30 protein-coding genes and 1 pseudogene are annotated in these 26,290 nt (G+C 68.2%); 17 read left to right on the forward strand and 14 right to left on the reverse strand.

The annotated features are described in order from the left end of the window. Nucleotides 1-117 precede the first annotated feature (117 nt). Entirely contained in the window at nt 118-1,170 is a 1,053-nt protein-coding gene (locus tag Pth03_RS03960) for an LLM class flavin-dependent oxidoreductase (RefSeq protein WP_203942705.1), read from the forward strand. 22 nt (nt 1,171-1,192) lie between these two features. Here Pth03_RS03960 and Pth03_RS03965 read toward each other — a convergent pair whose 3' ends face one another. After that, complete coding sequence (locus Pth03_RS03965) at nt 1,193-1,804, reverse strand: TetR/AcrR family transcriptional regulator (protein ID WP_203942706.1); 612 nt, start codon at nt 1,802-1,804, stop codon at nt 1,193-1,195. 300 nt (nt 1,805-2,104) lie between these two features. Between Pth03_RS03965 and Pth03_RS03970 the strand changes: the two genes are divergently transcribed. After that, on the forward strand, nt 2,105-2,626 hold the full coding sequence (locus tag Pth03_RS03970) for a cupin domain-containing protein (protein ID WP_203942707.1): 522 nt from the start codon (nt 2,105-2,107) through the stop codon (nt 2,624-2,626). 113 nt (nt 2,627-2,739) lie between these two features. Here the strand turns inward: Pth03_RS03970 and Pth03_RS03975 are convergent, their stop codons facing one another. Then, nucleotides 2,740-3,327: a CGNR zinc finger domain-containing protein gene (locus tag Pth03_RS03975; protein ID WP_203942708.1), complete on the reverse strand. Its 588-nt coding sequence runs from the start codon at nt 3,325-3,327 to the stop codon at nt 2,740-2,742. A 25-nt stretch (nt 3,328-3,352) separates the two neighbouring features. Then, nucleotides 3,353-4,210 (reverse strand): MBL fold metallo-hydrolase, encoded by an 858-nt coding sequence (locus tag Pth03_RS03980; RefSeq protein WP_203942709.1) that lies wholly within the window; start codon nt 4,208-4,210, stop codon nt 3,353-3,355. A 117-nt stretch (nt 4,211-4,327) separates the two neighbouring features. Here Pth03_RS03980 and Pth03_RS03985 point away from each other — a divergent pair, with 117 nt between their 5' ends. Continuing rightward, nucleotides 4,328-5,140 carry a MerR family transcriptional regulator gene (locus Pth03_RS03985; RefSeq protein ID WP_203942710.1) on the forward strand — a complete coding sequence of 271 codons (813 nt, stop codon included), beginning with the start codon at nt 4,328-4,330 and terminating at the stop codon, nt 5,138-5,140. 132 nt (nt 5,141-5,272) lie between these two features. Here the strand turns inward: Pth03_RS03985 and Pth03_RS03990 are convergent, their stop codons facing one another. The 5 genes from Pth03_RS03990 to Pth03_RS04010 all read right to left on the reverse strand — a co-directional run bounded on the left by Pth03_RS03990 (nt 5,273) and on the right by Pth03_RS04010 (nt 8,365). After that, nucleotides 5,273-5,572: a hypothetical protein gene (locus Pth03_RS03990; protein WP_203942711.1), complete on the reverse strand. Its 300-nt coding sequence runs from the start codon at nt 5,570-5,572 to the stop codon at nt 5,273-5,275. A 129-nt stretch (nt 5,573-5,701) separates the two neighbouring features. Next, nucleotides 5,702-6,004, reverse strand: a complete 303-nt coding sequence (locus Pth03_RS03995; RefSeq protein WP_203942712.1) for a hypothetical protein — start codon at nt 6,002-6,004, stop codon at nt 5,702-5,704. Between the two features lie 48 nt (nt 6,005-6,052). Next, complete coding sequence (locus Pth03_RS04000) at nt 6,053-6,787, reverse strand: SDR family oxidoreductase (RefSeq protein WP_203942713.1); 735 nt, start codon at nt 6,785-6,787, stop codon at nt 6,053-6,055. Nucleotides 6,788-6,936: 149 nt separating this feature from the next. After that, entirely contained in the window at nt 6,937-7,764 is an 828-nt protein-coding gene (locus Pth03_RS04005; protein ID WP_203942714.1) for a helix-turn-helix transcriptional regulator, read from the reverse strand. 265 nt (nt 7,765-8,029) lie between these two features. After that, nucleotides 8,030-8,365 (reverse strand): hypothetical protein, encoded by a 336-nt coding sequence (locus tag Pth03_RS04010; protein ID WP_203942715.1) that lies wholly within the window; start codon nt 8,363-8,365, stop codon nt 8,030-8,032. Between Pth03_RS04010 and Pth03_RS04015 the strand changes: the two genes are divergently transcribed. Beyond that, complete coding sequence (locus Pth03_RS04015; RefSeq protein ID WP_203942716.1) at nt 8,364-9,080, forward strand: hypothetical protein; 717 nt, start codon at nt 8,364-8,366, stop codon at nt 9,078-9,080. The two genes, Pth03_RS04010 and Pth03_RS04015, sit on opposite strands and share 2 nt — an antisense overlap. Before the next feature lie 26 nt (nt 9,081-9,106). On the opposite strand, the gene Pth03_RS42420 is transcribed toward Pth03_RS04015, so the two are convergent. The 4 genes and pseudogenes from Pth03_RS42420 to Pth03_RS04030 form a co-directional block, all read right to left on the reverse strand. After that, nucleotides 9,107-9,574, reverse strand: a complete 468-nt coding sequence (locus tag Pth03_RS42420) for an MmyB family transcriptional regulator (protein ID WP_373318487.1) — start codon at nt 9,572-9,574, stop codon at nt 9,107-9,109. Next, nucleotides 9,504-9,671: pseudogene (locus Pth03_RS42425) on the reverse strand (transcriptional regulator); the annotation flags it as partial. The gene Pth03_RS42420 and the pseudogene Pth03_RS42425, both read right to left, overlap by 71 nt. A gap of 53 nt (nt 9,672-9,724) precedes the next feature. Beyond that, nucleotides 9,725-10,543, reverse strand: a complete 819-nt coding sequence (locus tag Pth03_RS04025; protein ID WP_203942717.1) for an N-formylglutamate amidohydrolase — start codon at nt 10,541-10,543, stop codon at nt 9,725-9,727. 55 nt (nt 10,544-10,598) lie between these two features. Continuing rightward, nucleotides 10,599-11,108, reverse strand: a complete 510-nt coding sequence (locus Pth03_RS04030) for an NUDIX hydrolase (RefSeq protein ID WP_203942718.1) — start codon at nt 11,106-11,108, stop codon at nt 10,599-10,601. Between the two features lie 84 nt (nt 11,109-11,192). Between Pth03_RS04030 and Pth03_RS04035 the strand changes: the two genes are divergently transcribed. The 8 genes from Pth03_RS04035 to Pth03_RS04070 all read left to right on the forward strand — a co-directional run bounded on the left by Pth03_RS04035 (nt 11,193) and on the right by Pth03_RS04070 (nt 18,059). Then, nucleotides 11,193-11,795: a hypothetical protein gene (locus tag Pth03_RS04035; RefSeq protein ID WP_203942719.1), complete on the forward strand. Its 603-nt coding sequence runs from the start codon at nt 11,193-11,195 to the stop codon at nt 11,793-11,795. Between the two features lie 115 nt (nt 11,796-11,910). Further along, on the forward strand, nt 11,911-13,473 hold the full coding sequence (locus tag Pth03_RS04040; protein WP_203942720.1) for a sensor histidine kinase: 1,563 nt from the start codon (nt 11,911-11,913) through the stop codon (nt 13,471-13,473). Continuing rightward, a complete protein-coding gene (locus Pth03_RS04045; protein WP_203942721.1) occupies nt 13,464-14,111 on the forward strand; it encodes a response regulator transcription factor in 648 nt (215 codons plus the stop codon). Before Pth03_RS04040 ends, Pth03_RS04045 begins: the two co-directional genes overlap by 10 nt. A 133-nt stretch (nt 14,112-14,244) precedes the next feature. Beyond that, entirely contained in the window at nt 14,245-14,628 is a 384-nt protein-coding gene (locus tag Pth03_RS04050) for a hypothetical protein (protein WP_203942722.1), read from the forward strand. A 186-nt stretch (nt 14,629-14,814) separates the two neighbouring features. Then, nucleotides 14,815-15,897 carry a GRAS family protein gene (locus Pth03_RS04055; protein WP_203942723.1) on the forward strand — a complete coding sequence of 361 codons (1,083 nt, stop codon included), beginning with the start codon at nt 14,815-14,817 and terminating at the stop codon, nt 15,895-15,897. Nucleotides 15,898-16,058: 161 nt separating this feature from the next. Continuing rightward, nucleotides 16,059-17,030 carry a hypothetical protein gene (locus tag Pth03_RS04060; protein ID WP_203942724.1) on the forward strand — a complete coding sequence of 324 codons (972 nt, stop codon included), beginning with the start codon at nt 16,059-16,061 and terminating at the stop codon, nt 17,028-17,030. Nucleotides 17,031-17,110: 80 nt separating this feature from the next. Beyond that, a complete protein-coding gene (locus Pth03_RS04065; RefSeq protein ID WP_203942725.1) occupies nt 17,111-17,656 on the forward strand; it encodes a DinB family protein in 546 nt (181 codons plus the stop codon). A 16-nt stretch (nt 17,657-17,672) separates the two neighbouring features. After that, a complete protein-coding gene (locus Pth03_RS04070) occupies nt 17,673-18,059 on the forward strand; it encodes a VOC family protein (RefSeq protein WP_203942726.1) in 387 nt (128 codons plus the stop codon). 2 nt (nt 18,060-18,061) lie between these two features. On the opposite strand, the gene Pth03_RS04075 is transcribed toward Pth03_RS04070, so the two are convergent. Beyond that, the gene (locus Pth03_RS04075) at nt 18,062-18,886 is read right to left on the reverse strand and encodes a helix-turn-helix transcriptional regulator (protein ID WP_203942727.1); all 825 of its coding nucleotides are present in this window, start codon (nt 18,884-18,886) and stop codon (nt 18,062-18,064) included. Nucleotides 18,887-19,005: 119 nt separating this feature from the next. Here Pth03_RS04075 and Pth03_RS04080 point away from each other — a divergent pair, with 119 nt between their 5' ends. Further along, nucleotides 19,006-19,725: a GNAT family N-acetyltransferase gene (locus tag Pth03_RS04080; protein WP_203942728.1), complete on the forward strand. Its 720-nt coding sequence runs from the start codon at nt 19,006-19,008 to the stop codon at nt 19,723-19,725. Nucleotides 19,726-19,757: 32 nt separating this feature from the next. On the opposite strand, the gene Pth03_RS04085 is transcribed toward Pth03_RS04080, so the two are convergent. Beyond that, entirely contained in the window at nt 19,758-20,873 is a 1,116-nt protein-coding gene (locus Pth03_RS04085; RefSeq protein ID WP_203942729.1) for an alpha/beta hydrolase, read from the reverse strand. Between the two features lie 137 nt (nt 20,874-21,010). On the opposite strand from Pth03_RS04085, the gene Pth03_RS04090 reads away from it, so the two are divergent. The 4 genes from Pth03_RS04090 to Pth03_RS04105 all read left to right on the forward strand — a co-directional run bounded on the left by Pth03_RS04090 (nt 21,011) and on the right by Pth03_RS04105 (nt 26,216). Next, complete coding sequence (locus Pth03_RS04090; RefSeq protein ID WP_203942730.1) at nt 21,011-21,847, forward strand: alpha/beta hydrolase; 837 nt, start codon at nt 21,011-21,013, stop codon at nt 21,845-21,847. 163 nt (nt 21,848-22,010) lie between these two features. Next, entirely contained in the window at nt 22,011-23,624 is a 1,614-nt protein-coding gene (locus Pth03_RS04095) for an ABC-F family ATP-binding cassette domain-containing protein (RefSeq protein WP_203942754.1), read from the forward strand. A gap of 641 nt (nt 23,625-24,265) precedes the next feature. Continuing rightward, nucleotides 24,266-25,057 carry a hypothetical protein gene (locus tag Pth03_RS04100; RefSeq protein ID WP_203942731.1) on the forward strand — a complete coding sequence of 264 codons (792 nt, stop codon included), beginning with the start codon at nt 24,266-24,268 and terminating at the stop codon, nt 25,055-25,057. Between the two features lie 61 nt (nt 25,058-25,118). Then, nucleotides 25,119-26,216 (forward strand): saccharopine dehydrogenase family protein, encoded by a 1,098-nt coding sequence (locus Pth03_RS04105; RefSeq protein WP_203942732.1) that lies wholly within the window; start codon nt 25,119-25,121, stop codon nt 26,214-26,216. Nucleotides 26,217-26,290 lie beyond the last annotated feature (74 nt).

Genomic DNA, 26,290 nt, shown 5'->3' on the forward strand with positions numbered 1-26,290 from the left:
GCGTTCTGTTGCCGGAGTGCATGACCCGACTCGCTCGCTCATGACTCACATCCAACTAATTGACGCGTCAACCATATCGCATACGATTGACGCGTCAATTAGTTGGAGGAGATGGCGATGGCTGCCGAACAGGGAGAACGCCCGATCGTGATCGGCGTCGACAGCTTCGGAGACATGACCCTCGGCAGCGACGGCGCCCTGCTCAGCCAGCCGGAGAACCTGCGCGAGCTCGTCGCGGAGGGGGTGCTCGCGGAGGAGTCGGGCCTCGATTTCTTCGGCCTGGGCGAGCATCACATCGAGGAGATGCCGCTGCCCGCCCCCGACCTGGTCCTCGCCGCGGTCGCGGCCCGCACCTCGCGGATCCATCTCGGCTCCGCGGTGACGGTCCTAAGCTCGGACGACCCGGTACGCGTCTTCCAGCGGTACGCGACCCTTGACGCCCTTTCCTCCGGGCGCGCCGAAGTCATCCTGGGCCGCGGATCGAGTACCGAGTCGTTCCCGTTGTTCGGGTTCGACCTCGCCGACTACGAGCGCCTTTTCGAGGAGAAGCTCGAACTGTTCGCCCAGGTGCGTACCGAGAAGCCCGTCACCTGGTCAGGCACCACGCGGGCCTCCCTCCCTGGGCTGCAGGTCTACCCGCGCACCGCCGGAGGAGCGCTGCCGACCTGGGTGGGCGTCGGCGGCAGCCCGGCGTCCGTCGTACGCGCCGCGCGGTACGGGTTTCCGGTGATGCTCGCGATCATCGGCGGCAACCCGATGCGCTTCACCCGGCTGTCCACGCTCTACCGCCAGGCAACCGCGCGAGAGGGCCTCGCCCCCCTGCCCATCGGCGTGCACTCCCCGGGGCACGTCGCGGCCACCGATGAGCAGGCGAAGGAGGAGTACTGGCCCACGTACGAGACGTTCATGCTGGAGGCGCGCCGGCAGCGCGGCTTCCCGGCGATCACCCGCGAATACTTCGAGCACGAGGTCGAATACGGCTCCCTCTACGTCGGCTCTCCCGAGACCGTCGCCCGGCGCATCATCAAGACCATGACCGCCCTGGACGCCACCCGCTTCGACCTCAAGTACGGCATGGGCCCGATGCCGCACGACGTCATCATGGAGAACCTCCGCCTTTTCGGCACCGAGGTCGCCCCGCGCGTGCGCGAGCAGTTCAAGCGGCGGTAGCCGTCCGGCATCCGGCCTGTCGCTACGAATCCGACGGCAGCACTGCCGGGAGCAGGCCTCGGAGGACCACCTCCGCCAGGGACGTGGTCAACTGCTCCCACTCCGCAGCCGGTAGAAGCGGCGCACGGCCGAGGCGGCGGGCCAGCGGTCCACGGGTCAGAACGATCGCGGGGCCGCTGATGGCGGTGAACATGATGTCCATCGACAATCTCGGCATTCGCCCCGACTCCATGAGCCGGCGGGAGATCGGCTCGAGTTTTTCCAGAAAAGCGTTCGTGTATTTGCTGTGCAGGTAGTCGAGGCGATTTGATTCGAGCACCGACTCCTCGGAGATGATCCGGTGCATTTGAGGGCTTCTCGCGGCGATGGTATAGAAGGCCTTGATGACGATCCCGAACTTCTCGGCGTCGTCCGCATCTACCGCGAAGGCGTCCTCAAGCGGCTTCTGCAGGCCTTGCATTTCGTAGTCGACGACCGCGCGCCAGAAATTCTCCTTCGAGCCGAATCGGTCGTTGATGAAATTGTGGCTGACGCCGAGGCGCTTGGCGAGCTCCCGTACCGAGGCGCCCTGATATCCCAATTCGGCGAAGGCGTCCAGGCCTCGCCGAAGAATTTCGGCATCGCTGAGCTCCACCTGGGGCGGCCTCGTCCGGACAGGTCGCCCCGGCTCCTGGTTCGGCAGAGTCACGGCCGGCCTCTTTTCTTCCCTCATGGAGCATGCCGCGGGTGACCTCGACCACAGCCGCGCTCGGGCCTGTCAGCCTTTACCCAAGAGTAACCAGTGCCAGGGGGTCCCCTGTCCACTCGCGGAGCTCGGACGCTGAGCGACCGACACGCTTGACAGCTGTCAGACCATCGATAGTCTGACAGGCGTCAGACGACGCCGAGGTCGTGCCTGAGCTCTGGCGTCTTCGTAATTCGTCAGGAGACCCCATTGAGTATCCCCATTCCGCAGATCGCCCCCGACGACCCTCGCTGGACAAAACGCGGTGCCATTTATGTGCCCGCGGGCGACGGCATCACCAAATGGATCGCCGGTGACGTCTACACGGTGAAGGTGCACGCGAAGAATACGGGCGGCAGGCTCGGGTTCATCGAGGCTTCCGTTCCGCCCGGGACCGGTCCGGTGGCCCATGTACACAACAGGGACAGCGAGGCCTTCTATATAGTCGACGGCGAGCTCGAATTCCTCAACGGCGACGAGACCATCGCGGCTCGCTCGGGGGATTTCCTCTACGTGCCGCCGGGAGTGCGGCATCGTTTCAAGAACAATGGCCTCCACACCACGAAGCTGCTGTTCCTGTTCACCCCGGGCGGGCTGGAGGAGACCTTCATCCAGGGCGGTGACGACCCGGTCCCGGGGGTGCCGGTGCCGCAGTGGGACATGGAGCATTTCGCACAGTACGCAGAGCGGACGAGCCACCTCGACCTGGCAACGGACATCCTTCCGGAGTAAGTCCGTCCCGGGTACGGCCGCTCACAGGGCGGCGGTTCTCGCGGGACAAGCGCGAACCGCCGTCTCGGGTAGGCAAGGGGCGGAGCGGGCCACGTGCCCTGCCGTACGGATGTTCATTCGGCGCGCCGCCGTTCCCGATGGGCGTGCAGGTTGGCCAGGTTGCCGCATGAGCGGACGGAGTGCCAGACGCCGCTGACATTGCGCGAACGGTCGTAGAAGGCGACCCGGCAGCGGGGATTGCGACAGGTCTTGAGACGGTGCCTGGTGCCGGCCTGCTGTCCCTCGAAGAGGGCCGCCAGAGCCAGCACGACCAGCGCACGCCGATCGCTTTCCTGTGGCTGAAGCCGGACGGATCCGTCCGCGCCGAGCTGGAGCATGGCCGCGCCGGCGTGCGTTGCCGGCTCCACGGGTCCGGTCTCGGACGCGGCCTCGTGGGCTCGGGCGCTCATGTCGCGCAGGTCGTCCCGGAAGGCCCTCAGCTCCTGCAGTCCGTCGGCGTCGAGCACCGTCTCCACGGCGGGCAAGCCGGTGACCGCGGACCATTCCGCTGTGGCATCGCTCACCCACGCCTGGGCGCTCTCCATGTCGGCGAGGAGATCGGGATCCTGTGCGGTCGCGGCGGTGTTGAGCAGATCCTGGACCAGCGCCAGAGCCCCTGGCGCGGGCACCAGCTCGAATCGGCTCGTCGCGGACCACGGCATGCGGACACCACCTCGTATGAATCGCTCATCTGCCCAGCAGCCCGAGTGCTCCGTACCAGACCGGGCCTTGGTTGAGCCGGTCCGGGTAGAGCTCGATCATCCGGTCGAAGAAATCCTGGGCGGTGGGCTTTTCGTCGAGGAGTCGGATCGCGTCCTGGAGGTACCGCCGGGTTTCGCCAAGGATAGCCGGATCGTCGGGGAGGTCCTTGTTCTTGTGGCCGGCGACGACGGCGCGCGGCTGGAGCTCGGCGACGCGGTCGATGGCCTTGAGCCATTCGTGCAGGCCGCCCTCACCGCCTTCCAGGATGTACTGATGCACGCCGTTGTAGGCGACGTCGCCGGCCACCACCAGGCCGATGGACGGCACGTGCAGCACCGAGGTCTTGTCCGTGTCCGTGTGACCGGTCTCCACTGCCCGTACGACCTGGCCCTCCAGGAGGAACCCCTCCGCGGGGATCGGTTGTGCCAGGACAGGAGTTTCCGGAATCTGGCCCGGGAAGATCCGGTCCCACAACTGCTCGCGCCCCTCGCCGGCCTGCTGGTGCATGACCTCGATCGTGCCCTCGGTGGCGTAGACGGTCGCGCCGGGGAATCGCTTGACGAGTTCCGACGTGCCGAACCAGTGGTCGCCGTGGCCGTGGGTGACATAGATGTACGCCAGGCGTTTGCCGGATCGCTCGACCCAGGCGGCGACCTTCTCGGTCTGCGCGAGGGTGAAGGGCGGGTCGACCAGGAGCGCGTCCTCTTCTCCGAAGATCAATGTGGTCGACAACGGCGACCACGAGATGGGGTCGCCGTTCGGCATGCGCTGGTCACCGGCTCGGCGAGGCCCGTCCGAGACGAAGACGTCATAGGACAGCGGAAGAGAGGCGGCTGCGGACATGGAGTCTCCTTGAATGCGGACCTGTTGAAAGAACCATAGCAGCTTTACCTATTTCACCCCGATGGGGCGTGACATGGTTGACCCTGACGCTGTGTGAGGCCGTAGACAGGGAGCGACATGTTCAGCATTGGAGACTTCGCTCGCCTTGGCCGGGTGTCCGTACGCATGCTGCGGCACTACGACGCGCTCGGACTGCTCCGGCCCGCCCGGGTCGACCAGTTCACCGGCTACCGCTACTACGAGGCGGGGCAACTGTCCCGGCTCAACCGCCTGATCGCCCTCAAGGACCTCGGGCTCAGCCTCGAACAGGTGGGGCTGATCCTCGAGGAAAAGGTCGGTCCGGAGGAGTTGTACGGCATGCTGCGGCTCCGCCGCGCGGAGTTGGAGGCTCAGGTGGCCGACGACACCGCGAGGCTGGCCAGGGTTGAGGCGAGGCTCCGGATGATCGAAACGGAGGGCATCATGCCTGTGGACATCGTGATCAAGAGGGTTCCCGCGGTCCGCCTCGCCGAGCTGAGCGCCATCGCGCCGAGCTACGAGTCGGCCGAAATCGGCCCCGTGATCCAGCCGTTGTACGCGGAGCTGACCAAGCGGCTCGACGAGGCCGGGCTGGCCATCACGGGCCCGGCGGTCGCGTATTACGAGCAGGTTTCCGAGGGTGTGCGGGTGCACGCCGGTGCCCCGGTGAACGCGGAGCAGGGCAAGACCTACGACTTCGAGATCGTCGACCTGACAGAGATCGAGCAGGCGGCCACGGTCATCCACCACGGGCCCATGGACAACGTGGACGCCACGTATCAGCTGCTCGCCCAGTGGATCGAGGACAACGACTACCGCAGCTCCGGCGTCGCCCGCGAGCTCTACCTCCAGTACGGCGAGGGCGCCCCGGAGACCTGGGTGACCGAGTTGCAGGAGGCCGTCACGCGATAGCCGTACAACCGTCGGCCGGCCAACGTGAGGACGCGCAGGTCGGGCGGCACTCGATCGTGTTCTGGCGGCCGGCTAGTGCCGTACACGGTCCCCGGTTTGGGAGTGTTCGGCTCCGTGGATGGCGCCTCAGAGTCACCCGTGCGTCGAGAGGGCGCCTCGGCCGGGGAGGCCGGGGGCGTCCTCCTCGCCGAACGTGATCACCACGTACCTGCCGTTGGCATAGCTGACCACGGGTCGCTGGAGCATCTCACCCACCCTGTGGGCGACCCCCTGGAACAACTCCACCATCTCCGGGGTGTCGGCGCTCACCCTGAACCGGCCGCTGGCGGCGAGGTGCTCGGCGACGAGGGGAACGAAGGCCGCTTCGGCTCGGACCTTCTCGTCCACGCTGAGGGGGGTACGCCGGGGAGCGGGCGGCGTGCTGAGGGTCATCACTGGTCTCCTTGTGGTCGCCGTTCGGTCCAGCATGCCATCGTCTTCCTCGAGCCACTACCGAGCAGTCGGCTTCGCCGAACCGGATACGCGCCGCGTCAGTTCTGGACCGCGCGCCCGACCGGGCTCTCATTCGATGTGCTGCACCACGGTGGTGAGGCGCCAGTCGACCGTGTCGTGGTCGATGGTCGCGTGAACCGGGGAGTGGCCCATCTCTCCAACGATGCCGGCGGCCCCCGACTGGGCATGGGCCATGGTGTCGTAGGCCACGATGTCGATGATCGTGCCGTCGGAGGTTTCGAGAATGCGGCGCCATAGGAACCCGGGCCGGCGCCGCAGATAGTCGTTGATGTCCTTGTTCGCGGCAACGAAATCGGCCGTGTTGAGGCCCTCGGCGGGCCTGAGGGTCGTCACTTCGAGGGTCTCGGCCATGGGCATTCCTTTCGAGCAGGGGCGCGGTGACGGCGGTGAGAGGGGCGGTCAGCCCTGCGCCGTGGGGCGGACGACGACCTCGTTGACGTCGACGTTCTCCGGCTGGGCGATCGCATAGGCGATGGCGTCGGCGACCGCGGACGCAGGGATGGCCAACTGCTCGGACGCCGCCCTGGCGGCGCCTTGCGCGACCGGGTCGCCGCCACGGTCGGTGAGCTCCGACTGGGTGAAACCGGGGCTGACGACCGTGACGCGGACACGGTCGTTCTCCTGCCGAAGTCCCTCGGACAGCGCGCGTACCGCGTACTTGGTAGCGCAGTAGACCGCCGCGGTCGGGTCGACGCGGTGCGCGGATGTGGAGGCCACGTTGATCACATGTCCCGTGCCTTGAGCGCGCATCCCGGGCAGGACGGCGGCGATGCCGTGGAGAGTGCCGCGCAGGTTGACGTCGATCATCTGGTCCCACTCGTCGATGCGCAGCGCGTCGATCCGCGACAGCGGCATCACACCGGCGTTGTTGACCAGCACATCGATCCGCCCGTAGCGCTCGCGGGCCGCGGCGGCGAAGGCGCGCATGCTCTCCAGGCTGGTCACGTCCAACTCCTGGAAATCGGCGGAGCCTCCGGCGGCCCGGAGGCCGGCGACGAGGGTCTCGAGCCGGTCGGTACGGCGGGCGCCGACGAAGACGTGGTGTCCGTCGGCTGCGAGCCGCTGTGCGGTGGCCTCGCCTATTCCGCTGCTCGCTCCCGTGACGAGAACGGTCTTGGGCGTGGAGGGGTTCATGGATTCTCCCGTTTCGGTGCTGTGCCGTATCGGCCGGGTTTCCAGCGTGGAGGGGCGGCACCAGAGGGAGAAGGCCGTGACTTCCTGGGTGTGCGACACCCAGGAAGTTGCCGTACGGCCAGCCGGTGACCTGCTGAGGGAGAAGGAACTCAGGGCGTCGCGTGCACGGAGGCCAGGTGGGCGACCGCCTCCGCGCTCCGGGTGCCGGGCTCCGGAGTGCCGACCAGCAACTGCTGCCCGGGAACGTCCCGGACGTCGAAGATCTGGTAGTTCAACTCGATCCTCCCGGCCTCGGGATGCACGAACACTTTGAACATGCGGTTCAGGCCCCTCACCGTCTGGTCCTCCCACAAGGACCGGAAATCCGGCGACGACTGCCGGAGCTCGTCCACGAGGCGTTCGATCTCCGGGTCACCGGGGAAGCAGCCGGCGTTGAGGCGCAACGCGTGGACCACGTTCTCCCTGAGAACCGGCCAGTCGGCGAACACGGTGCGCGCCTGCGGGTGGTGGAACAGGATGCGGACCATGTTGGTCATCCCGGAGAACGGCGAAAGGAGCGTGGCGGCGAGGTTGTTGGCGGCGAGCACGTCGAAAGCCGGGCTGAGCACGTAGGCGGCCGATGCGGGAAAGGTGTCGAGCATGTGCAGCAGCGTCGGATGCACCGGCTCTCGCGGATTCCGGGGCGCGAGGCGAGGGTGGAGTCCGGCCAGCCGGAAAAGGTGGCCCCGTGCGTCGGCGTCGAGCCTGAGCGCCTGGCCGATGGCCGACAGAATGCTCGGGGACGGGTTGCGTTCGCGGCCCTGCTCCAGCCGCGCGTAGTAGTCCACGCTCACGCCGGCCAGCACGGCGACCTCCTCGCGCCGCAGCCCGGCGACCCTGCGATCACCCCCGGACGGCAGGCCGACGTCCGCCGGATCGATCCGGGCGCGGTGGGCGCGCAGGAACTCTCCGAGCTGGTTGTTCACGGGCGCGGGCATGCTGACCAGCGTAAACCTTCGCTGCCGCCTCCTTTCGCGGCCATTCGGCCAAGGGATCTGCAGGTCGTCACCGTACGGCGGGCCTCAGGGCGCCCATCGGGCTCCTCGGCACGGCGACGGCGTGGCGTGCCGAGTCACGGTAGATGATCGCGATTGGCGGTGGCCGCTGTCCGCGGGCCCCCGTTCGGGTACCCGTATCTGCCGCCGACGGTTTGATCCTTCAGGCGGCTCCGGCTCTGACCCACGATTACGGTGAAAAGAATCATCAGCGAAGTTCACTTTGATGTTCTTCCAACCTGCTGACAGAACGCCAAGAGAAATACGGACAAAGCGAATAGATGATCAGTAAGTCGAAGTGTCGGCCGTCCTCGAAGCCTGAGATCGGCAGGCGCACTCTGGTAATCGTCGCAACGACTGTCTTGACGGCGGTGAGCGGATGCGCTGCTGAGGGTGACAAGACCTCCGCGGGATCGGCATAGAGTGCGGCCGTTTGGAAGCTTCCCGACGCGCCGTATCCGAACGTCCGCGACCAAATGAACGGACTTTTCGCCGGATACAGCACCAGGCAGGCCGCGATCGAAGAGCTGTCGTGGCGTTGCATGAGAGACAAGGGCTTGAAATACGTCAAGCAGCCGCCGTTGAAGAAGGACGTGAACCCGACGATGGGCAAGCCGGATTACGGGTTGAGCGTCGCGGAGCCCCGTAATGACGCATACGGGACTCAGGCCAACCTGCACGACGGCTCCGGGGCAGGTGAGGATCCCTATCGCGACCAGACCGATGCCGAGCGTCAGAAGTGGGGCGACGCCTACTTCGGGCCGTCGTCGGCGGTGAAGATACGGGTGACGTTGCCTAACGGCAGTGAGGTGGAGACGTCCGCGGAGGGGTGCCTGGCAGAGTCGCAGAAGCAGATCTTCGGCTCCATCGAGCAGATGCTCAAGTCGGAGAATTTCGCGGGGAACCTTCCTATCGAGGCCAGGAAGAGGGCGAACGCTGACCCGGCCATACGCTCCCTGAACGCCTCGTGGACGGCGTGCATGGCCAAGTGGGGTTACTCAGATCTGGCGGATCCGAGTGCGGCGCGGGCGAAGGCCAGCGATTTCTATAACGGCGCCGGTGGGGGTTTCGCGGCCGAGGTCAAGCTGGCGGTCGCCGACGCTTCATGCGAGAAGAGCCTCGGCTACGCGTCGGCGCGCAAGCGCCTTGAAGACCGCTATTACCCCGCCACGCTTATGCACTTCGAACCCGAGGTGACCGCGGTTCAGCAGTTCAACTCGGCAGCCCTCGATCGAGCCCAGAAGATTCTGGCTTCATGATCGACGAGTCTCCAGGCGGCTGATGATCATCTGCTAGTGGAGGCGAGCCAGCCCAGTTCGGCCAGAGCGTGCGCGGACGGGCTGTCAGGGTCGGGCTGCCCGATGACGAGTGTCTGGCCGGGAGCGCTGTTGACGTTGAACGCTTCGAAATGAAGCGTCAGGTCACCGACATAACGGTGGCGTATGTGGACGGTTTCGTGACTCCTGATTCGCACATCGTGACGAGCCCATAGCCGGCGGAAGTTCTCGCTCGCGAGCGAGAACTCATCGACCAGTTCGAGCAGGAAGGGGTCGTCGCAGTCTGCTCCCGCCATGGCGCGAAGGTGGGCCACAAACGAAAACGCCTCCCGTTCCCAGTCGGCAGAGTTGGAGGGCTCCGGCCAGAGCGTCGAGCACCTGATCCGATGGGTTACGTTCTCTGCCCTGTTCCAGCCGGGTGTAGTAGTCGACGCTGACGCCGGCCAGGAGTGCCACCTCGTTGCGGCGCAACCCAGGGGTCCGGCGACGGTCGTCGCCACTCGGCAGCCCTACCTGATCAACTCCCACGACCTGACGCCGAGCGCGAAGGAACTCACCAAGAGGGCTTTTCATATCGGACAGACTAGGGAAGTTAATGCCAAACCGGTGCAAAAGTGCCCTGGGGGTCACCGATGCGCGGCGGGCGACAACGTGTCGACGAGATCGGCCAGGGCCGTGGCGAGGCGGTCGGCGTTCTCGGTGGGCGGCCCGCCCGGCTCGCTCATGTAGATGTCGCGGCGAATCTCGATCATGAGCGCGGTGACCGCGGGCTGCTGCCGGTAGTGCTTGAGAGGCACATAACAGCCGGCGAAGGGGGTGTCCTGGTCGATGTCACCGAGTCCGGCGAACGCGTCGCGGGCGGCGCGCACCAACTCGGGCGGGGTGTGGAACTCGTCCGTGCCGAGGCAGATCGAGGGGCGTGGGCCGTCCCCGTGCAGCTCGTACGGCAATGCCCGGCTGGGGTAGGAGTGCACGTCGATGACGACGGCCCGGCCGGTGGCGGCCAGCCGCGCGTCGACCAGGTCGGTCATGGCGTCGGCGTACGGGCGGTAATGCCGAGCCAGCAGCTCCTGGTCGCGAGCCTCGTCGTCGAGGCGAAGCCGTTGTCCGTGGGACGTGCGGGTGTAGACGGCGCCCATGCCGACGGCGCTCATCTCCTCACGCGCGTCGGGAAAACGTTCGGGATCCACGACCAGGCGTGAATAGCTGTTCTCCAGCAGCCACGGGGCGTGGGTGGCAAAGGCCGCAGCCCGGGAGGCGATGAGCCCGGTATGCGCGTCGGTCATGTGGTCGAGCTCGGCGGCCAGGGCGTCGTCGTCGAGCAGGATGCTCTGCCGGGCGGCGGCGCTCAGGGCGCGGGAGCCGTGCGGGACGTGCAGGACCACGGAGGAGGTCGTCGCCCCCGCCAGCACGCGATAGACCGGTTCGACGGCTTTCTCCGACATGCCACTCCCTCCCGCGTCAGACACTTCTCTCCCCGCCGAAGCCGGTCGGCGGTCTCTAGTCCAGATCCGGATGATGCCAGGGGAAGCCGACGGGCTCGTCCGGGACGTCGCCGGCCAGCAGGCGTTCCATGAATCCGGCGAGTCCGGGCGGGAAGACCTGTTCGTCGGTGGTCTGGAGCTCGGGCAGCGACCACCAGCGGAAGCGGTCGACCAGCGAACGCTCGCGGTCTTCCATGCCTGAGGTGTCGACCTTGAATTCCCGTACGCGGAGGAAGAAGTAGGAGTCGAGGGCGAGGAACAGCCGGCCGTCGGACGCCTTCCAGTAGCCCGAAGCGGTGGCCACGACAGGACCGATCTCGTCCGGATCCGCCGAATGCCCGGTTTCCTCGCGAAGCTCGCGAGCCGCCGCGTGGTGGAGGGGCTCGCCGTCGTTGACGCCGCCGCCGGGGGTGAACCATGCGTATTCATCGGCGTTGATCAACCCGAGGCCGCGATAGAGCAGCACCCGATCCTGTTCGTCGACCAGCAGGATCCTCGCGGACGGTCGGACGATGGCATCGGGCATACCGGTGATCATATGCTTCGCGCTGGCGACGCTGTCGGGGACGCGAAGGCGCCCAGCCAGTTCTCGTGACCGTTGAGGAGAGGCATGCCGAGCCGGACCAGACATAAGGCCGCCTGGGCGGTCGTCGTACTGCTTCTCGCCGTCGGGGGCGCGGTTCTGCTGGTCCCGCGGCTGTCGAAACCGGATCTGGCGGGCACCGCCCGTGAACAGGTCGTCACCGTCGACCCTCCGACGCGTACGGTGCTCATGGAGGCCGCCGACCACTTCCTGGAGACGGACCCCGGCCGCAACGAGCACAACTTCCTGGCCGCCGAGAAGCCGGACCTGCGTCCCCGGGTCTTCTGCCGAGAAGAGCTCATCGAGGTGCGCCGGAAGGATCCACAGCTGCTGGTCGGGCTCATGGCCTGGTGCGAGGAACTGGCCCGCTCGGGCGGCACGCTCACCCTCGGCAGCGGATATGCCGTCCCGCTGCTCCTGACGATGGAATCGGTGGGCGGGCGTTACGCCGTACGGGACGTCGAAGAGCCGCTGGACGGCGAAGCGAACATACCGACGACGCGGGCGATGTTCTCCCCTGAAGGCGCGCCCCGGGCGATCGAGTTGGCGAGCGCGGGGTCGGACATGAAAGGGGTCCGCGCGGAGGCGCGCAAGGCCTTCGGACTGCCGCCGGACGCTCCGATCTCCTGACCGGGCTACTCGCACAGGCGCGTGCCGTCCCGGCCATGGCAGCGGGAGTTAGGCTCGAAGCGCCACCCCCGGCGGTCGATCGGAGGCAGGTCTGATCTTCGCTGTCACCGACTCCATGGATCTGTTCTCCAGCGAGATCGTCACTCGCGTCACAACGATCGGCGTCAGCGTGGCCTTCGCCGGCGCGGGACTGGTCGCCGTCCGTGTACGGCCCCGCAACCGGGTCGGCCCGCTGATGATCGTCGTGGGCGTGGTGTGGCTCCTCTCCAAGCTCGCGCCCCCGCCGGCCGGTACGGCATTGGCGGCCGTGTGGGCCGGAGTGCTCGCGCACCTGATCGTGGCGTTCCCGACCGGGCGGCTGGGCGGGCCCGCTCAGCGAGCCGTCGTGGTGGTCGCATATCTCAGCGCCGCCGTCGTGTCGGCGCTCGCCCTGACCGACCAGGCGTCCGCGACCGTGCGAGGCGTCGCGACGTTCGCGTCCGTGCTCATCGGCTGTGCCGTACTGGGCCTGCAGGTGATCCGCTGGCGGGGCAGCACTGTGGCGCAACGCCGGGCGCTGGGCCCCGTGCTCGCCGCCGCCGTGGTGGCGGTGACGCTGTTCGTCACGCTGAAGCCCGCGGTCATCGCCGGGGTCGCGGCGCAGCACCTGACACCCGTCGTGCACGTGGCCCTCGCCGCCGTGCCGCTGGGCTACCTGGCCGCCCTCCTGCGACGGAGGGCCGACCGGGGCCGGGTCGCCGAACTGGTCGTCCACCTCACCCACACGTTTCCGCCCGTGACCATCCGGCAGGCCCTGGCGGAGACGCTGCACGATCCGGCCCTGGAAGTCGGGTACTGGACGCCGGAATCCGCGCGGTACGTGAACGTGGAGGGCCAGGCCGTGTCTGACGAAGGCGACCGGGTGGCGACGCGCATCGACCACAACGGAGCCCCGCTGGCACTGCTCCTGCACGATCCGGTCCTGCTGGACGATCCGGAGTTGCTGGAGGCGACGTGCGCCGCCGCCGCGCTGGCCCTCTCGAACGAACGCCTGACCGCCGACCTGCGGGCGCGCCTGCGCCAGCTCGCCGATTCCCGCAGCCAGGTGCTCCGGGCGGCCGAGACGGAACGACGGCGGCTGGAACGTGACCTCCATGACGGCGTGCAGCAACGGCTCCTGTCCATCCCCATGTCCCTCGGCCTGGCCGAGTCGGCGCTCCCCACGCATCCGGAACGGGCCCGGGAGCTCGTCGGCGAGGCGAAGGCCACGACGCTGGCCGTCCTCGGCGAGTTGCGAGCCCTGTCACAGGGCATCCACCCTCCGACGCTGACCGAACGCGGCCTGGACGGCGCCGTCCGTGAGCTGGTCGCGCTCGCGCCGGTGCCCGTACGGCTGTCGCTCGAGATCTCCACGCCGGTGCCGGACGAGATCGAGACGACGGCCTACTACGTGGTGGCCGAGGCGCTGGCCAACATCAACAAGCACGCCGACGCCCGGTGCGCGCACGTGCGCGTCGGGCAAGAGGGCGGGCACCTGCTGGTCGAGGTGTGCGACGACGGCCGAGGCGGGGCGCGCCCCACGGACGGCTCCGGATTGCGCGGCCTGGCCGACCGGGTCGCGGCCGCCGGCGGAACCTTCTCCCTGGAGAGCCCACCCGGTGAGGGCACCCGGATCCGGGCGGTGTTGCCGTGCAGGTAGTCATCGCCGAAGACAACATGTTGTTGCGCGAGGGGCTCGTCCGGCTGCTGACCGAGGGCGGCCTCACTGTTGCGGCGGCCGTCGCGGATTCCGTGACGCTGCTGACCGAGGTGGCGCGGCACCGCCCCGACGTCGCCGTGGTGGACATCCGCCTGCCGCCCACCCAGACCGACGAAGGCCTGCGGGCGGCCAGGGAGATCCGCCGCCGCCACCCCGGCACCGGAGTGCTGGTGTTGTCCCAGTACGTCCGGGTCAGTTATACGGTCGAGCTGCTCGACGGGGGAGCCCGGGGCGTCGGATACCTGCTCAAGGACAGGGTGTCCGACCTCGCGGAGTTCACGGCGGCGGTCCGGCAGGTGGGCGGTGGCGGCTCGGCCTTCGACTCTGCCGTCATCGACCTGCTGGTCGGCCGGCACGACCGCGCCGACGACCCGCTGCGCGCCCTCACCGACCGCGAACGCGAGGTCCTCGGCCTGATGGCCGAAGGCCGCACCAACCAGGCCATCGCGGAACGCGTCGGCATCGCCGAGCGCACCGTCGAGAAGCACTGCACGAACATCTTCGCCAAGCTCGGGCTGCCCGCGAGAGCCGACGACCATCGCCGCGTCCTGGCCGTCCTGCGCTACCTCAACTCATAGCGCTCGTGGTGTGGTCAGCCACACCATGCGGGTGCGGCTCGTACGGTCAGGCGTGAGTGGAGGCCTGCTTCTCGCGCCCGCGCCCTCGCCGGAGACTGGGACCGCCGATGAACCCCGAGGACAGGAGCCGGCGATGCCCGCTGCAAGAGCCCAGCGCAACGCGATGACGACGGCCAGGATCGTGGCGCTCGCCCTCGTCGCCGTGATGGCCGTCTACTTCATCACCTCGGATGCCATACGGTCCGGCAACCCCTTTCTGGTGCCCGACGCACTCCTCACCGCCTTGCTGGCCGTCTCAGCGGCTTTCCGGGGACGCCTTGCCGTACCTGTGATGATCTTCTCCTTCGCCTGGGCGGCGGCCGTCTGGACGGTGTCGCTCTGCACCTACATCACGCGCGGGGCGTTCGAGGACGGGGCGAACCACCTCGCCCTGATCATCCCCAGCGTCGGGGTCGCCGGCCTGCTGGCCGTCGTCTCGGCCGCGTCGGATCGCGCCAATGAGGCAGAGCGGGTCTGAGGACGCTCCGGCCACGACGAACCCCGGCCCCAACCGGTTCCCAGACGTTCACAGGTCGATTCCAAGAGCGCCGTCCCACCATGGGCTGGCGAGGAGGAGGCGAGGGGAGCGCACTGCGGAGTCGTCCTCCCGCGACAAGGGACCGCCGCACCGGGCGGCCGTCACGAACTCGAAAAGGGGGCCGACGTGAGCACTCACGCATTCGAAATGTTGTGCAACGCCGTAGAGGAGACGCACGCGGACCGGGCCGACACCGCCCGGCGCTGGCTGGACAAGTTACGCGGGCTCATCGACCCGGAGAGCGCGGGCGACGGCTTCCTCTACCTGCTCTACCACGACGCGTTGGCCCGCAGGATCGGCGATGACCAGGACGAGCGGGACAACCTCTACCTGCGTCGTTTCGAGCGGCCGCAGATCGAGCTGTTCGATCTGGTGGCCGAGCATCTGCCGGTGGTGGCGCTGGCGGGCCGCATCGGCGGGGCGCTGCTCGCCCAGCACCTGGCCGGGCGAGAGACGGCCACCCTGCTGTCGGTGGGCATCGGCTCGGGCTTCCAGGAGGCGGCGCTGCTGACCGCACTCGCGAACCAAGGCAAGGCGCCCGGACGGCTCACCGTGATCGGGGTGGATCCCGCCGCGGCGAGCCTCCGCCAGGCCGAGCGATCTCTCCGCGACACCGGCGTCACGCTGGACTTCCACGGCATCCCGCGCGTCGCCGAGCAGATGACCGGCCACGACTGGGATCTGGTGCGACGGGCGCCTCGCCCGCTGGTCATGAACGCCGCGTTCGCACTGCACCACCTGCGCGACTCCGCCGCCGGCGTGGACGAGAGAGACGCGTTCTTCGCGCGGCTGCGCGACGTGGAGCCGGACGCCGTGGTGTTGTGCGAGCCCGACTCCGACCATCACCGGGTGCCGCTGCCCGAGCGGTTCCGCAACTCGTGGGAGCACTTCCACTTCGTCTTCCGGCTCATCGACGCGCTGGACGTCTCGGTCGCCGACCGCAACGCGATGAAGTTGTTCTTCCGGCGTGAGGTGGCCGACATCGTGGGCACGGCCGACGACGAGGAGCGCTACGAACGGCACGAGCCGACCGAACGCTGGCTGGGGCGGCTCCGCGAGGCCGGTTTCCAGCCGACGTCCGCTCCCGTCCGGTCACTGCCGGACAGCGCCCACCCCGCGTTCGTCCGCCGCGATCCCGACAGCGTGCGCATCGGATTCGACGGCGAGTCGCTCGTGTCCGTCATCCACGCCGTGCCCGCCCACCGATGACACCAAATCGGGCCGTTCGTCCTTAGGGACTGGTTCATCGGGTCGTCGAGTCGAGTTCGCGCGGACGAACATCACGACGACCAAAGTCTCCACGGGGCTGAGGAGGCGTCTCGAGCACACCCATCGGTGCGCGGCCCTGGCGCCTCCTGACCATCCGCCCCTTGGAGGAAATGATGATCGCCCGAGTCAAGATCGCTACCGGTGTGGCGGCGTCGATCGCCGTCGGAGCCCTTGCCCTGAGCATGGTCACACCCGCCCAGGCATCTCAGCCGGCGCAGGTGCGCTCCGCCGCCGGCGCGGCGGCCGTCGCCGTGCCGCCGACCTTCACCGCCACCCTTGCCAGGTCGTACGACACCTTCGACGCCAACCAGGCCGTCGCCGTCGACAAGAAGTACTTCTACGTGGTCGACAACCGTAAGATCACCAAGCACGACAAGGCGACCGGCAAGCCTTTGCTGCAGTTCGTGTCCGACTCCTCCGGCCCGATCATTCACATGGACAGCGGCGTCGTGGTCGGCGACAAGCTGTACGCGGCGCACTCCAACTACGACCAGTCGCCGATGGAGAGCTCGATCGAGGTGTTCGACACCAAGACGATGCGGCACATCGACACGTACAGCTTCGGCATCTACCGCGGCTCGCTGACCTGGCTGGACCGTCACGACGGCGCATGGTGGGCGGGCTTCGCCAACTACGACCAGGTGCCCGACGGCGAGACCGAGCCGTACGGTGGGACCGACAACACCCAGATCGTCAAGATGGACGACGACTTCCAGGTCGTCGAGTCGTGGAACATCCCGAAGACGATCCTCGACCGCTTCAAGCCGATGAGCAACTCCGGTGGATCGTGGGGCCCCGACGGCCGCCTCTGGCTCACCGGTCACGACCTCGGCGAGGCCTACGTCATGAAGCTGCCGTCCGCGGGCGCCGAGCTCCAGTGGGTCGCCACCGTCACCCTGCCGAGCGTCGAGGGCCAGGGCATCGCCTGGGACCGTTCGGGCGGCACGCCCAAGCTCTGGGCGATCAAGCGGTCCACCTCGCAGGCGCTGAGCTTCACCGTTCCGTTCCGCTCGATCGGTGACCCGGAGACCCAGACCTGGCAGGTCTTCGGCCCGGGCCATTTCCAGCAGTAGCGTCCGTGAGCCGGGCCCCTCCCCTTCGGGAGGGGTCCGGCGAGTTGACGCCGCGGGGGCGGGAGGGGGACAACAGTGTCATGGCCGGCATCGGTGACTCGCTGGAGAAGGCGTTCGACTTCGTCTGGGGCCGCTTCATCGGCCGCCTGGAGGGTCTGAGCGACGACGAGTATTTCTGGGAGCCCGTCCCGGACTGCTGGTCGGTTCGCCAGGACGCCGGCGGACGGTGGCGGATCGACGGCGACGGGGGCGGCGCGACGGGGAAGCCCGTGCCCGAGCCCGCACCCTTCACCACCATCGCCTGGCGCATCGGGCACATCGGCCTGACGTTCATCGGCTTCGGCGACCGGCTGTTCGCCGACGGGAAGATCACCATTGACGACGTGGACTTCCCGGGCTCGGCGCGGGACGCGTCGGCCTTCCTGGACGGCGCGTACCGCGACTGGCGGGAGGGGATCGCGCGGATCGACGAGCAGCGCTGGTGGAGCCCCATCGGTCCGGCGTTCGGTCCCTACGCCAAGGATTCGACGGTGGACCTGGCGGTGCACGTCTTCGACGAGATCGTCCATCACGGCGGGGAGGTCGGCGTCCTGCGCGACCTCTACCTGCGCCGTGACGTGCTCTGACGACAGGGAGAGCCCGATGGCCCGCATCAAGGACGTCGTGGTCGACTGCCGGCATCCCGCTTCGGTCGCGCGTTTCTGGGCGGCGGCTCTGGACTGCTATGCGGTCGCACCGTACGACGAGGCGGAACTGGAGCGGCTGAGAAACCTGGGCGTCGACGATCCCGAGGACGACCCCACCGTGTTGGTGGAGGCGGGGCCGGGCGTCACGCCGCGGTTCTTCTTCGTGCTGATCGCGGAGCCCAAGACCGTGAAGAACCGGCTGCATCTCGACCTTGACTGCGATGACCTCGACGCCGAGACCGAGCGGCTGGTGGCACTCGGCGCGAGCGTGCAGGCCGTACACGACGGCTGGACGGTCCTGACAGACCCGGAGGGCAACGAGTTCTGCCTCTGGCGTCCCTGAGTTCAGACAGGTCTGAGCGCGACGGCCCGCCCCAAATGGGCCAGGGCGCGTTCGGAGGTGCTCTCCGGCTCGGCGCCCATCACGACGAGCTGCTGGCAGGGCGCGCTGTTCACCGTGAACACGTCCCAGGTGACGGTGACCGGGCCGACGTCGTGGTGGATGAAGCGTTTGACCTCGTTGCGCCTGTTCCACACGTCGTGGCGTGCCCACAAGGTACGGAAGTCGTCGCTTTGCGCCGACAGGTCCTCGACGAGCTGGCGAAGACCCGGGTCGCCGGGGGCACGCCCGAGCGCGGCCCGCAGTTCGCCCACCTTGTAGGTGGCCGCCTGCTCCCAGTCGACATAGAAATGCCTCGACTCCGGGCTGAAGATCAGGTTCAGGCAGTTGTCCTGGCCCGGTTGGCCTTCGTAGAGCTTGTCGGCGAGCCGGTTCGTGGCCAGCACGTTGAGCCCGCGGCCGATCAGGAAGGCCGGATTGTTGTGCCATCCACTCATGAGCTGCAGCAGCGTGGGATGGGCCCGCTGCCGTTCCGCCCCGTCAGGCGGACGCGGCGGTGTATGCACGAGATCGAACAGGTATTCGGCGGCGTCGTCGTCGAGGCGCAGCGCGTCCGCGATAGAGGCCAGGACCTGGGGAGAGGGACGTTGCTCGCGCCCCTGCTCCAGCCGGATGTAGTAGTCGATGCTGACGCCGGCGAGCATCGCCAGCTCTTCGCGGCGCAACCCCGGGGTGCGGCGGCGGCCGATGTCCGGAAGGCCGACATCCTCGACAGCCGTCGCTTGGCGCCGGGCGCGCAGATACTCGCCGAGAACGGTGCCGTTAGCCATTTGCCCAGGTTATTGCGTATCTCGTTAGAAGTGGGTGGGTGTGTTTCTCCTATGTTCACCGTAGACAGGCCGTGGAAATCGGGTTGCCCCGGCTCCCGGCGGTGCGCCAACCTCCAGAGGTGGCGGACAGGCAGAGCATCACAAACGGCGACGGCACCCCCGTGATCAGTTACGAGGAGGGCGTGCGCGATGGCTTGCCGTGGGCGGACAATCTGGAGGTCCACGCGCCGGGCGCGGCCGACCTGGTCATGTCACGCCTGCGCGGGTGGATCGTCTCGGCGCCGGAGGAACTGTCCGGCGAGCTGATCGCCCGGGGCGCCCGGCTCGTCCGGCACGCGCATGTCATGACGTGCGACCTGGCAGGAAGGGCGGCCTCCGGGGTCCTTCCCCCGAGCGGCTTCCGGTTCGTGCCGTGCGACCGCGCGCCGGAGGAGGTGTTCCCGGCTTGGCTGGCGGCCTACCCGCCCGGCCATCCCGATCACCGGCGCAGAGACGCGGACGACGGTCTGCGCGAGGAGCTGACTCCGCTGATGCGGGGAGAGAAGCTGGGCACGCTGCATCCGAGCAGCACCCTCGCCGTCGACGCTGAGGACAAGGTGGTCGCCGGAGTGCTGATCAACGACTGGCAGGGCACGGCGTGGATCTCCGAGGTCTTCCGCCATCCGGACACCTCGCCCTCCGGGCTCGGCGCCGCGGTGCTCGCCACCGCGCTGGACAAGGCCGCCGCGGACGGGTTGCCCGCCGTCGGGCTCGCGGTCACCCACACCAATCCGGCCAGGCGGGTCTACGAGCGGCTCGGGTTCACGGTGGTGCAGACCTCGGTGACGGTCACCGTCTGAGCCGCCACGCGCCGGCCGCCCGGTTCGTGCGGCTAGAGCCTGCCCAGGAACTCCTGCACCGCCTGCTCGTACTGCTCGGGGTCGACATTCCACGAGCCGGTGTGGCCGCCGCCCTTGGTTTTGACGAGCGTGACGATGTCCGGCCTGGCCTCGGCGAACTCCAACGCCGGCTCGACGGGCACGGTGGCGTCGTCGGAGTCGGCGAACACCAGGGCGGGCACCGAGAAGCCGGCGGCGTGCCGTACGTGGTCGAGTTCGTCGAACGACAGGCCGGTGCGCCGTTCGACGACCCAGTAGGCGACCGAGACGAGGAAGGGCGGCACCCCCATGTCGCGCCCGCCCTTGGCGATGGGCGAGCGCCAGTCGAGCACGGGGCTGTCGAGGATCATCCCCTTGATGGGCTCCTTGGGGAGGTTCCGTACGGTCATCGGCACGATGCCGCCGCCCATCGACCAGCCGTAGAGCACGAACGCGGTCGCGCCCTGGGTCTTGGCGTACGCCATGGCGGCCGCCACGTCCTCCCATTCGGTCGCCCCCAGGTGGAGCTTGCCGTCCGGGCCCTCGGGAGCGCCTTCGTCGTTGCGGTAGGTGATGCCGAGCACCGGCATGCCGAGCCGGTGGAAGACCGGCAACATGCGCAACGCCTCCGCGGCGTTCCCGTTGCGCCCGTGGACGGCGATGACCCATGTGGACGACGTGCCCTCCGACCGCCAGGCGGGGAAGTCGCCGAGGGGGGAGGGGACCTTCACCTCCTGGTACGGCACGCCGACGGCGGAGGGAGGGACGCGCCCCCACACGGAACGGTCGAGGTAGCCGCGGACGCCGACACGCAGTGTTCCCCGAGACACCTTCTCGACCCGCCGCGTCACGGTGCCGGAGCCGGTGGAGAGCACCGGGCCGAGCTGGGCGTTTCCGTCCGCCCAGGTCAAGCCGTAGGTTCCCGGCGCGGCGGTGTCGGTGCCGCCCTTGAGGGTGACCGTCTCGCCCTCGACCGCGACGACCTCGAGCGGGTAGTCGTGGGAATGGAGGGGGTCGATGACCAGACCGGAGTAGTACCACCCGGAGCCGCCCAGCGCGATCGCGGCAAGGAGGGCGCCTCCCGCGCCGGCCCACTGGAGGCGCCGGCGCCATCGGGGGTTGTCGCGCATGGCCCAGAATCTAGCGCGAAATAATCACAGGTAGGAGCATCCATCGCGATGTGCGGTGTGACGTCTGATACGCCGGATCTGGATGTCCCGAAAAGTTACTGATTGCCAATCCGCGTCCGGCACGTAATGTTCGGCTCATGACCACTACGCATGATCTTCAGCAGGTCGAGGAAGCCAACGCGACCGGCCGGACGCCGGTCGTCTTCGTCCACGGCCTGTGGCTGTTGCCGAGCAGCTGGGACCGGTGGGGGGAGCTGTTCGCCGAGGCCGGTTTCGCCCCCGTGGCCCTGGGTTGGCCCGACGACCCCGAGACGGTCGAGGAGGCCAACGCCCACCCCGAGGTGCTCGCCGGCAAGACGGTCGGCCAGGTCGCCGACCACATCGCCGATTTGATAGCGAAGCTGGACAAGCAGCCGGTGATCGTCGGGCACTCCTTCGGCGGCCTGCTGACCCAGATACTCGCCGGTCGCGGTCTGTCGGCCGCCTCGGTGGCGATCGACCCCGCGCCGTTCCGCGGCGTGCTCCCGCTGCCGATCTCTGCGCTGCGTTCGGCCTCGCCGGTGCTGAGCAACCCGGCCAACCGGCACCGCGCGGTTCCGCTGACCTTCGACCAGTTCCGTTACGCCTTCGCCAACGCCGTGAGCGAGGACGAGGCCAAGGAGCTGTACGAGACCTTCGCCGTGCCCGCCCCCGGCGCGCCCCTGTTCCAGGCCGCGGTCGCCAACCTCAACCCCTGGACCGAGGTCAAGGTGGACTCCGACAACCCCGACCGCGGGCCGCTGCTGATCATCTCGGGGGAGAAGGACCACACCGTGCCCTGGGCGATCGCCAACGCCTCTTACAAGCAGCAGAAGGACAACCCGGGCATCACCGAGATCGTCGAGATCCCCGGGCGCGGACACGCCCTGACCATCGACAGCGGTTGGCGCGAGGTCGCCCAGACCGCCCTGACCTTCGTCCAGCGTTTCGTCTGATCGATTTTCTGGTTCATGCGCCGGCCACGGCCTGCCGTACGGCCGTGGCCGCGTTAACGAGTGGTGACGCGGGCCGGTGGCTGTCTACGCTTCGCGGGTGTCCTCCACCTTCGACTGGCCCGGCGCCCGCGGCCACAGCGTGCAAGTGAGCCATCTGACGCATGTGCTCCCCGACGGCAGGCCGCTGCTCAACGACGTGTCGTTCCGGATCGGCGAGGGTGCCAAGGCGGCTCTGGTCGGGCCCAACGGCGCGGGCAAGACGACGCTGATCCGCCTGATCGCGGGCGATCTCCAGCCGATCGAGGGATCGGTGTCACACGCCGGCGGCCTCGGCGTCATGCGGCAGTTCATCGGCAGCCTGGGCGGCAGGGGGGAAGGCTCCGCGCAGGAGGACGGGCGTGACAGCCGTACGGTGCAGGACCTGCTGCTCAGCGTCGCGCCGGTGCGCGTCAGGCAGGCCGCCGAGCGGCTCAGCGACGCCGAGCTCGTCATGATGGAGCGCGACGACGAGAAGACCCAGATGCGCTACGCCCAGGCGATCACCGACTATACGGACGCCGGAGGCTACGACATCGAGGTGCTCTGGGACGCCTGTACGATCGCCGCCCTTGGCATGCCATACGACCGCGTGAAATATCGGGATCTGCACACGTTGTCGGGCGGCGAGCAGAAACGGCTCGCGCTGGAGGCGCTGCTGCGCGGCCCGGACCAGACGCTGCTGCTGGACGAGCCCGACAACTACCTCGACGTGCCCGGCAAGATGTGGCTCGAACAAGCGCTCAGGGAGACCCCCAAGACCGTCCTGCTGGTCTCGCACGATCGGCAGCTGCTGGCCAACGCGGTGGACCGCATCGTGACAGTCGAGTCCGGAAATGTCTGGATTCATGGGGGTGGCTTCGCCACCTATGCGGAAGCCCGCAAGGAACGCAACGAACGGCTTGACGAGCTGCGCAGGCGCTGGGACGAGGAACACGCCAAGCTGAAGCGCCTGGTCGTGATGCTCAAACAGAAGGCCACGTACAACGACGGCATGGCTCCGGCCTACCACGCGGCCCAGACGCGGCTGCGCCGCTTCGAGGAGGCCGGCCCGCCCGAGCTCGCCCCGAAGGACCAGCTCATCAGCATGCGACTGCGCGGCGGCCGTACGGCCAAGCGCGCGGTGATCTGCGAGAACCTCGAGCTGACCGGCCTGATGAAGCCCTTCGACCTGGAGGTCTGGTACGGCGAGCGCGTGGCCGTGCTCGGCTCCAACGGCTCGGGCAAGTCCCACTTCCTGCGTCTGATCGCGGGGGAGGACGTCAGGCACACGGGAGTGGCGAGACTGGGCGCTCGAGTGGTGCCGGGACATTTCGCCCAGACTCATGCCCGGCCCGAACTGCTCGGCCGCACCCCGTGCGAGATCGTCATGACCGAGCACGCCCGCCTGAAGAACGAGGCCATGAAGATCCTCGCCCGATACGAGCTGGCGGGCGGGATCGCCGAGCAACGGTTCGAGACGCTGTCGGGAGGCCAGCAGGCCAGGCTCCAGATCCTGCTGCTCGAACTGTCGGGCGCGACCCTGCTGCTGCTCGACGAGCCGACCGACAACCTCGACCTCGCCAGCGCGGAGGCGTTGCAGGCGGGGTTGGACGCCTTCGACGGCACCGTGCTCGCCGTGACCCACGATCGCTGGTTCGCCGCCGACTTCGACCGATACCTGGTGTTCGGCGCCGACGGCCGCGTGTACGAGTCCCCCACCCCCGTATGGGACGAAACCCGAGTAAACCGCCCCCGCTAAAACCTGTATTGCTTGTGGTGACCAAACCCCCTTGTGGCGACCAAACCCCCTTGTGGTGATCATGCAGAAGTTCGCGCGAGGGGTGCATGACCAGCACTTACTCTGCTCGTGATCATGCAGAAGTTCGGGAAAGGGCCTCCCTGCCTGCGGGTTCGCGTTCCGTGATCATGCAGTAGTTCGCTCGTGACGCCGCTGACCAGCATGATTCCCGTTCGTGATCATGCACTGGTGGCTGTTCGTCGGCGCTCGGCATGCCACGGACTCATGCTGGTTCGCATATGAACGCTCGGTTCGCGTGCTGGGTTCGAGCGAGTGGATGTACGGCGTGCACACGGATTTGGCCGGCTGTCGTGGTGTTCTTGCTTGCCTGGCCGTACAAACTGCATGATCACGGAACGCGAACCCGCAGGCAGGGAGGCCCTTTCCCGAACTTCTGCATGATCATGAACAGAAAAGCCCCAGGTCGCCGCCTAATCCTCGAACTTCTGCATGATCACCACATGGGGAGGGGCAGGTCACGTGGCCTGCCCGCGAACTTCTGCATGATCACGCGCAAAGGGGGGCGGGGGGTGGTGTCAAAAATACGGATGGGTTGCGCGTGTCATCGGGCTGGGCTGTTCTTTCCGGGTTAAGACGGCTGAGTGACGCGATGCACACAAATCACGATCGCACTCGCCCTCACCGGACTGGTGACCGCGGCGTGCACCGGTGACGACAAATCTGACGGTCTTCGACCGCTTGCGCTGAAGGAGCAGGCCTCCTCGGTTGCGAAGTCGGGCACCGGCTACGTGGTGAGCTGGGCCGGCGTGCTCAAGAACGCCAACCGCTGGCATTTCGGCGAGAACGCGGTCGCGGTGATCACCGCGACCGACGCCGCGGGCAAGCAAGTGGTCCACATGGAGCAGCCGCTCGACGCGGTCGCTCCCGGCGCGTCGCTGCCCTTCTCCGGCCAGGTCACGACGAGCGCCAAGCCGGTACGGGTGAAGATCGACTACCGGCCGGCCACCTGGCGCCCGTCGTCGCGGATGCCGTCGGCCTTCCTGGCGTTCCCGACGACCGACGTCGCGACGGACCGGCTGCCCGGCGACTCCTACCTCGTCACCGGCTACGTCACCGACCCCTTCCTGAAGGCGGCGGACGGCCTTGCGGTCACCGCGATGCTCCGCAACGCCGCCGGCAAGCTGATGGGCGGAGGAACGGCCTATGTCGACGACGTCCGCTCGGGCGACAAGCGCAGGTTCGTCATCACGGTCCCAGGCGTGAACGGAGCCGTCTCCAAGACCGACGTCCTGGTCACCACCTGGGGCGCGACGTCCAAGCCGTACGAGGAACTCGCCGTCGCGGGCGCTGTGCCGATTCACACGGTCGCGCCGACGACGGATCCGTTCCCCAAGGACCGCGGATACCAGGCGATCACGGACAGGCGTCAGTGAGCCGACGATGCGGCGCGACCCGCTGGGGATCTTGAAATCGGAGGCAGGTTACCGTAACGGCATGACGAGCCCTAGGATCGTGGTCTTCGGAGCCACCGGGTTCACCGGGAGGCTGACCGTCGAGGCCCTGCTCGCGATGGGGGCCCGGCCGGCGCTCGCGGGTCGCGACCGGGCCAGGCTCGACGCGCTCGTCGCCGATCTGGGGGTCGAACTGCCGACGGAGGTCGCCGACGCCAGGCGGCCGGAGTCGCTGCGCCGCATCGTCCGCCCAGGCGACGTCTTGGTCTCCACCGTCGGGCCGTTCGTGCGCTGGGGCGAGGCCGCCGTGACCGCCGCCACCGATGCCGGCGCCGTTTATCTCGACTCATGCGGCGAACCGATGTTCATCAAGCGGATCTTCCAGAGGTACGGCCCGGCCGCCGCGACCCGGGGTGCGGCCCTGGTGACCGCCTTCGGAGTCGATTACGTGCCCGGCAACCTCGCCGCGACCTTGGCGCTGCGCAAGGCGGGCTCCGAGGCGGTGCGGGTCGACGTCGGGTATTTCTTCAACGGCAACATCGTCAAGCGGGCCAGCGCCGGCAGCCGCGCCTCCGCGCTCGGCGTTCTCCTCGACCCGATGTACGGCTTTCGCGAGGGCCGCATCATCCGGGAGCACGGACGCACACGGCAGTTCCGGGTGGGTGGCCGGCGGCGCTACGGCGTCTCGGTGGGCGCCTCCGAGCACTTCACGCTCCCGCCCGCCCATCGCGGGCTTCGCGAGGTGAATGTCTACCTCGGCTGGTTCGGCGGTCTCACCCGGACGGCGGGCGTGCTGGCCAGGGCGGCACCTGTGATCGCCACGCTGCCGGGGGCCAGGAAGACGACGCGGGCGCTTGCCGACAGGACGCTCCGTACGGGCGACCGGGCGGGCCAGGCGCACACCCGTCTGTCCTCCCAGATCGTCGCCGAGTCCTATGACGCGACCGGACGCCTGCTGGCGTCGGTCCGTCTCGACGGAGGCGACCCCTACGACTTCACCGCCCGCATCCTCGCCTGGGCCGCCACCACCGCCCTGGCCGAGGGAGTCAAGGGAACGGGTGCACTCGGCCCCGTCGACGCGTTCGGGCTGGACCCGCTCGTCCAGGGATGCGCGGCAGCCGGGTGCCGCGAGGTGCCGTAAAGCACACGCTCTGAGTGAGGCGGCCATGAAGACCAGCCTCGGAGCACGGGGCGCCGGATTCACGAGCTGCCTTG

The sequence above is a fragment of the Planotetraspora thailandica genome (assembly GCF_016863335.1).
Classification (GTDB): Bacteria; Actinomycetota; Actinomycetes; order Streptosporangiales; family Streptosporangiaceae; genus Planotetraspora; species Planotetraspora thailandica.

Bases quoted from the DNA above. Each gene is read 5' to 3' on its own strand.
- Pth03_RS03960 (WP_203942705.1), top strand. From the start codon at position 118: ATGGCTGCCGAACAGGGAGAACGCCCGATCGTGATCGGCGTCGACAGC.
- Pth03_RS03975 (WP_203942708.1), bottom strand. From the start codon at position 3,327: ATGCCGTGGTCCGCGACGAGCCGATTCGAGCTGGTGCCCGCGCCAGGG.
- Pth03_RS03980 (WP_203942709.1), bottom strand. From the start codon at position 4,210: ATGTCCGCAGCCGCCTCTCTTCCGCTGTCCTATGACGTCTTCGTCTCG.
- Pth03_RS03985 (WP_203942710.1), top strand. From the start codon at position 4,328: ATGTTCAGCATTGGAGACTTCGCTCGCCTTGGCCGGGTGTCCGTACGC.
- Pth03_RS03990 (WP_203942711.1), bottom strand. From the start codon at position 5,572: ATGACCCTCAGCACGCCGCCCGCTCCCCGGCGTACCCCCCTCAGCGTG.
- Pth03_RS03995 (WP_203942712.1), bottom strand. From the start codon at position 6,004: ATGGCCGAGACCCTCGAAGTGACGACCCTCAGGCCCGCCGAGGGCCTC.
- Pth03_RS04000 (WP_203942713.1), bottom strand. From the start codon at position 6,787: ATGAACCCCTCCACGCCCAAGACCGTTCTCGTCACGGGAGCGAGCAGC.
- Pth03_RS04005 (WP_203942714.1), bottom strand. From the start codon at position 7,764: ATGCCCGCGCCCGTGAACAACCAGCTCGGAGAGTTCCTGCGCGCCCAC.
- Pth03_RS04015 (WP_203942716.1), top strand. From the start codon at position 8,364: ATGAGAGACAAGGGCTTGAAATACGTCAAGCAGCCGCCGTTGAAGAAG.
- Pth03_RS04010 (WP_203942715.1), bottom strand. From the start codon at position 8,365: ATGCAACGCCACGACAGCTCTTCGATCGCGGCCTGCCTGGTGCTGTAT.
- Pth03_RS04025 (WP_203942717.1), bottom strand. From the start codon at position 10,543: ATGTCGGAGAAAGCCGTCGAACCGGTCTATCGCGTGCTGGCGGGGGCG.
- Pth03_RS04030 (WP_203942718.1), bottom strand. From the start codon at position 11,108: ATGCCCGATGCCATCGTCCGACCGTCCGCGAGGATCCTGCTGGTCGAC.
- Pth03_RS04035 (WP_203942719.1), top strand. From the start codon at position 11,193: ATGCCGAGCCGGACCAGACATAAGGCCGCCTGGGCGGTCGTCGTACTG.
- Pth03_RS04040 (WP_203942720.1), top strand. From the start codon at position 11,911: ATGGATCTGTTCTCCAGCGAGATCGTCACTCGCGTCACAACGATCGGC.
- Pth03_RS04050 (WP_203942722.1), top strand. From the start codon at position 14,245: ATGCCCGCTGCAAGAGCCCAGCGCAACGCGATGACGACGGCCAGGATC.
- Pth03_RS04065 (WP_203942725.1), top strand. From the start codon at position 17,111: ATGGCCGGCATCGGTGACTCGCTGGAGAAGGCGTTCGACTTCGTCTGG.
- Pth03_RS04070 (WP_203942726.1), top strand. From the start codon at position 17,673: ATGGCCCGCATCAAGGACGTCGTGGTCGACTGCCGGCATCCCGCTTCG.
- Pth03_RS04075 (WP_203942727.1), bottom strand. From the start codon at position 18,886: ATGGCTAACGGCACCGTTCTCGGCGAGTATCTGCGCGCCCGGCGCCAA.
- Pth03_RS04085 (WP_203942729.1), bottom strand. From the start codon at position 20,873: ATGCGCGACAACCCCCGATGGCGCCGGCGCCTCCAGTGGGCCGGCGCG.
- Pth03_RS04090 (WP_203942730.1), top strand. From the start codon at position 21,011: ATGACCACTACGCATGATCTTCAGCAGGTCGAGGAAGCCAACGCGACC.
- Pth03_RS04105 (WP_203942732.1), top strand. From the start codon at position 25,119: ATGACGAGCCCTAGGATCGTGGTCTTCGGAGCCACCGGGTTCACCGGG.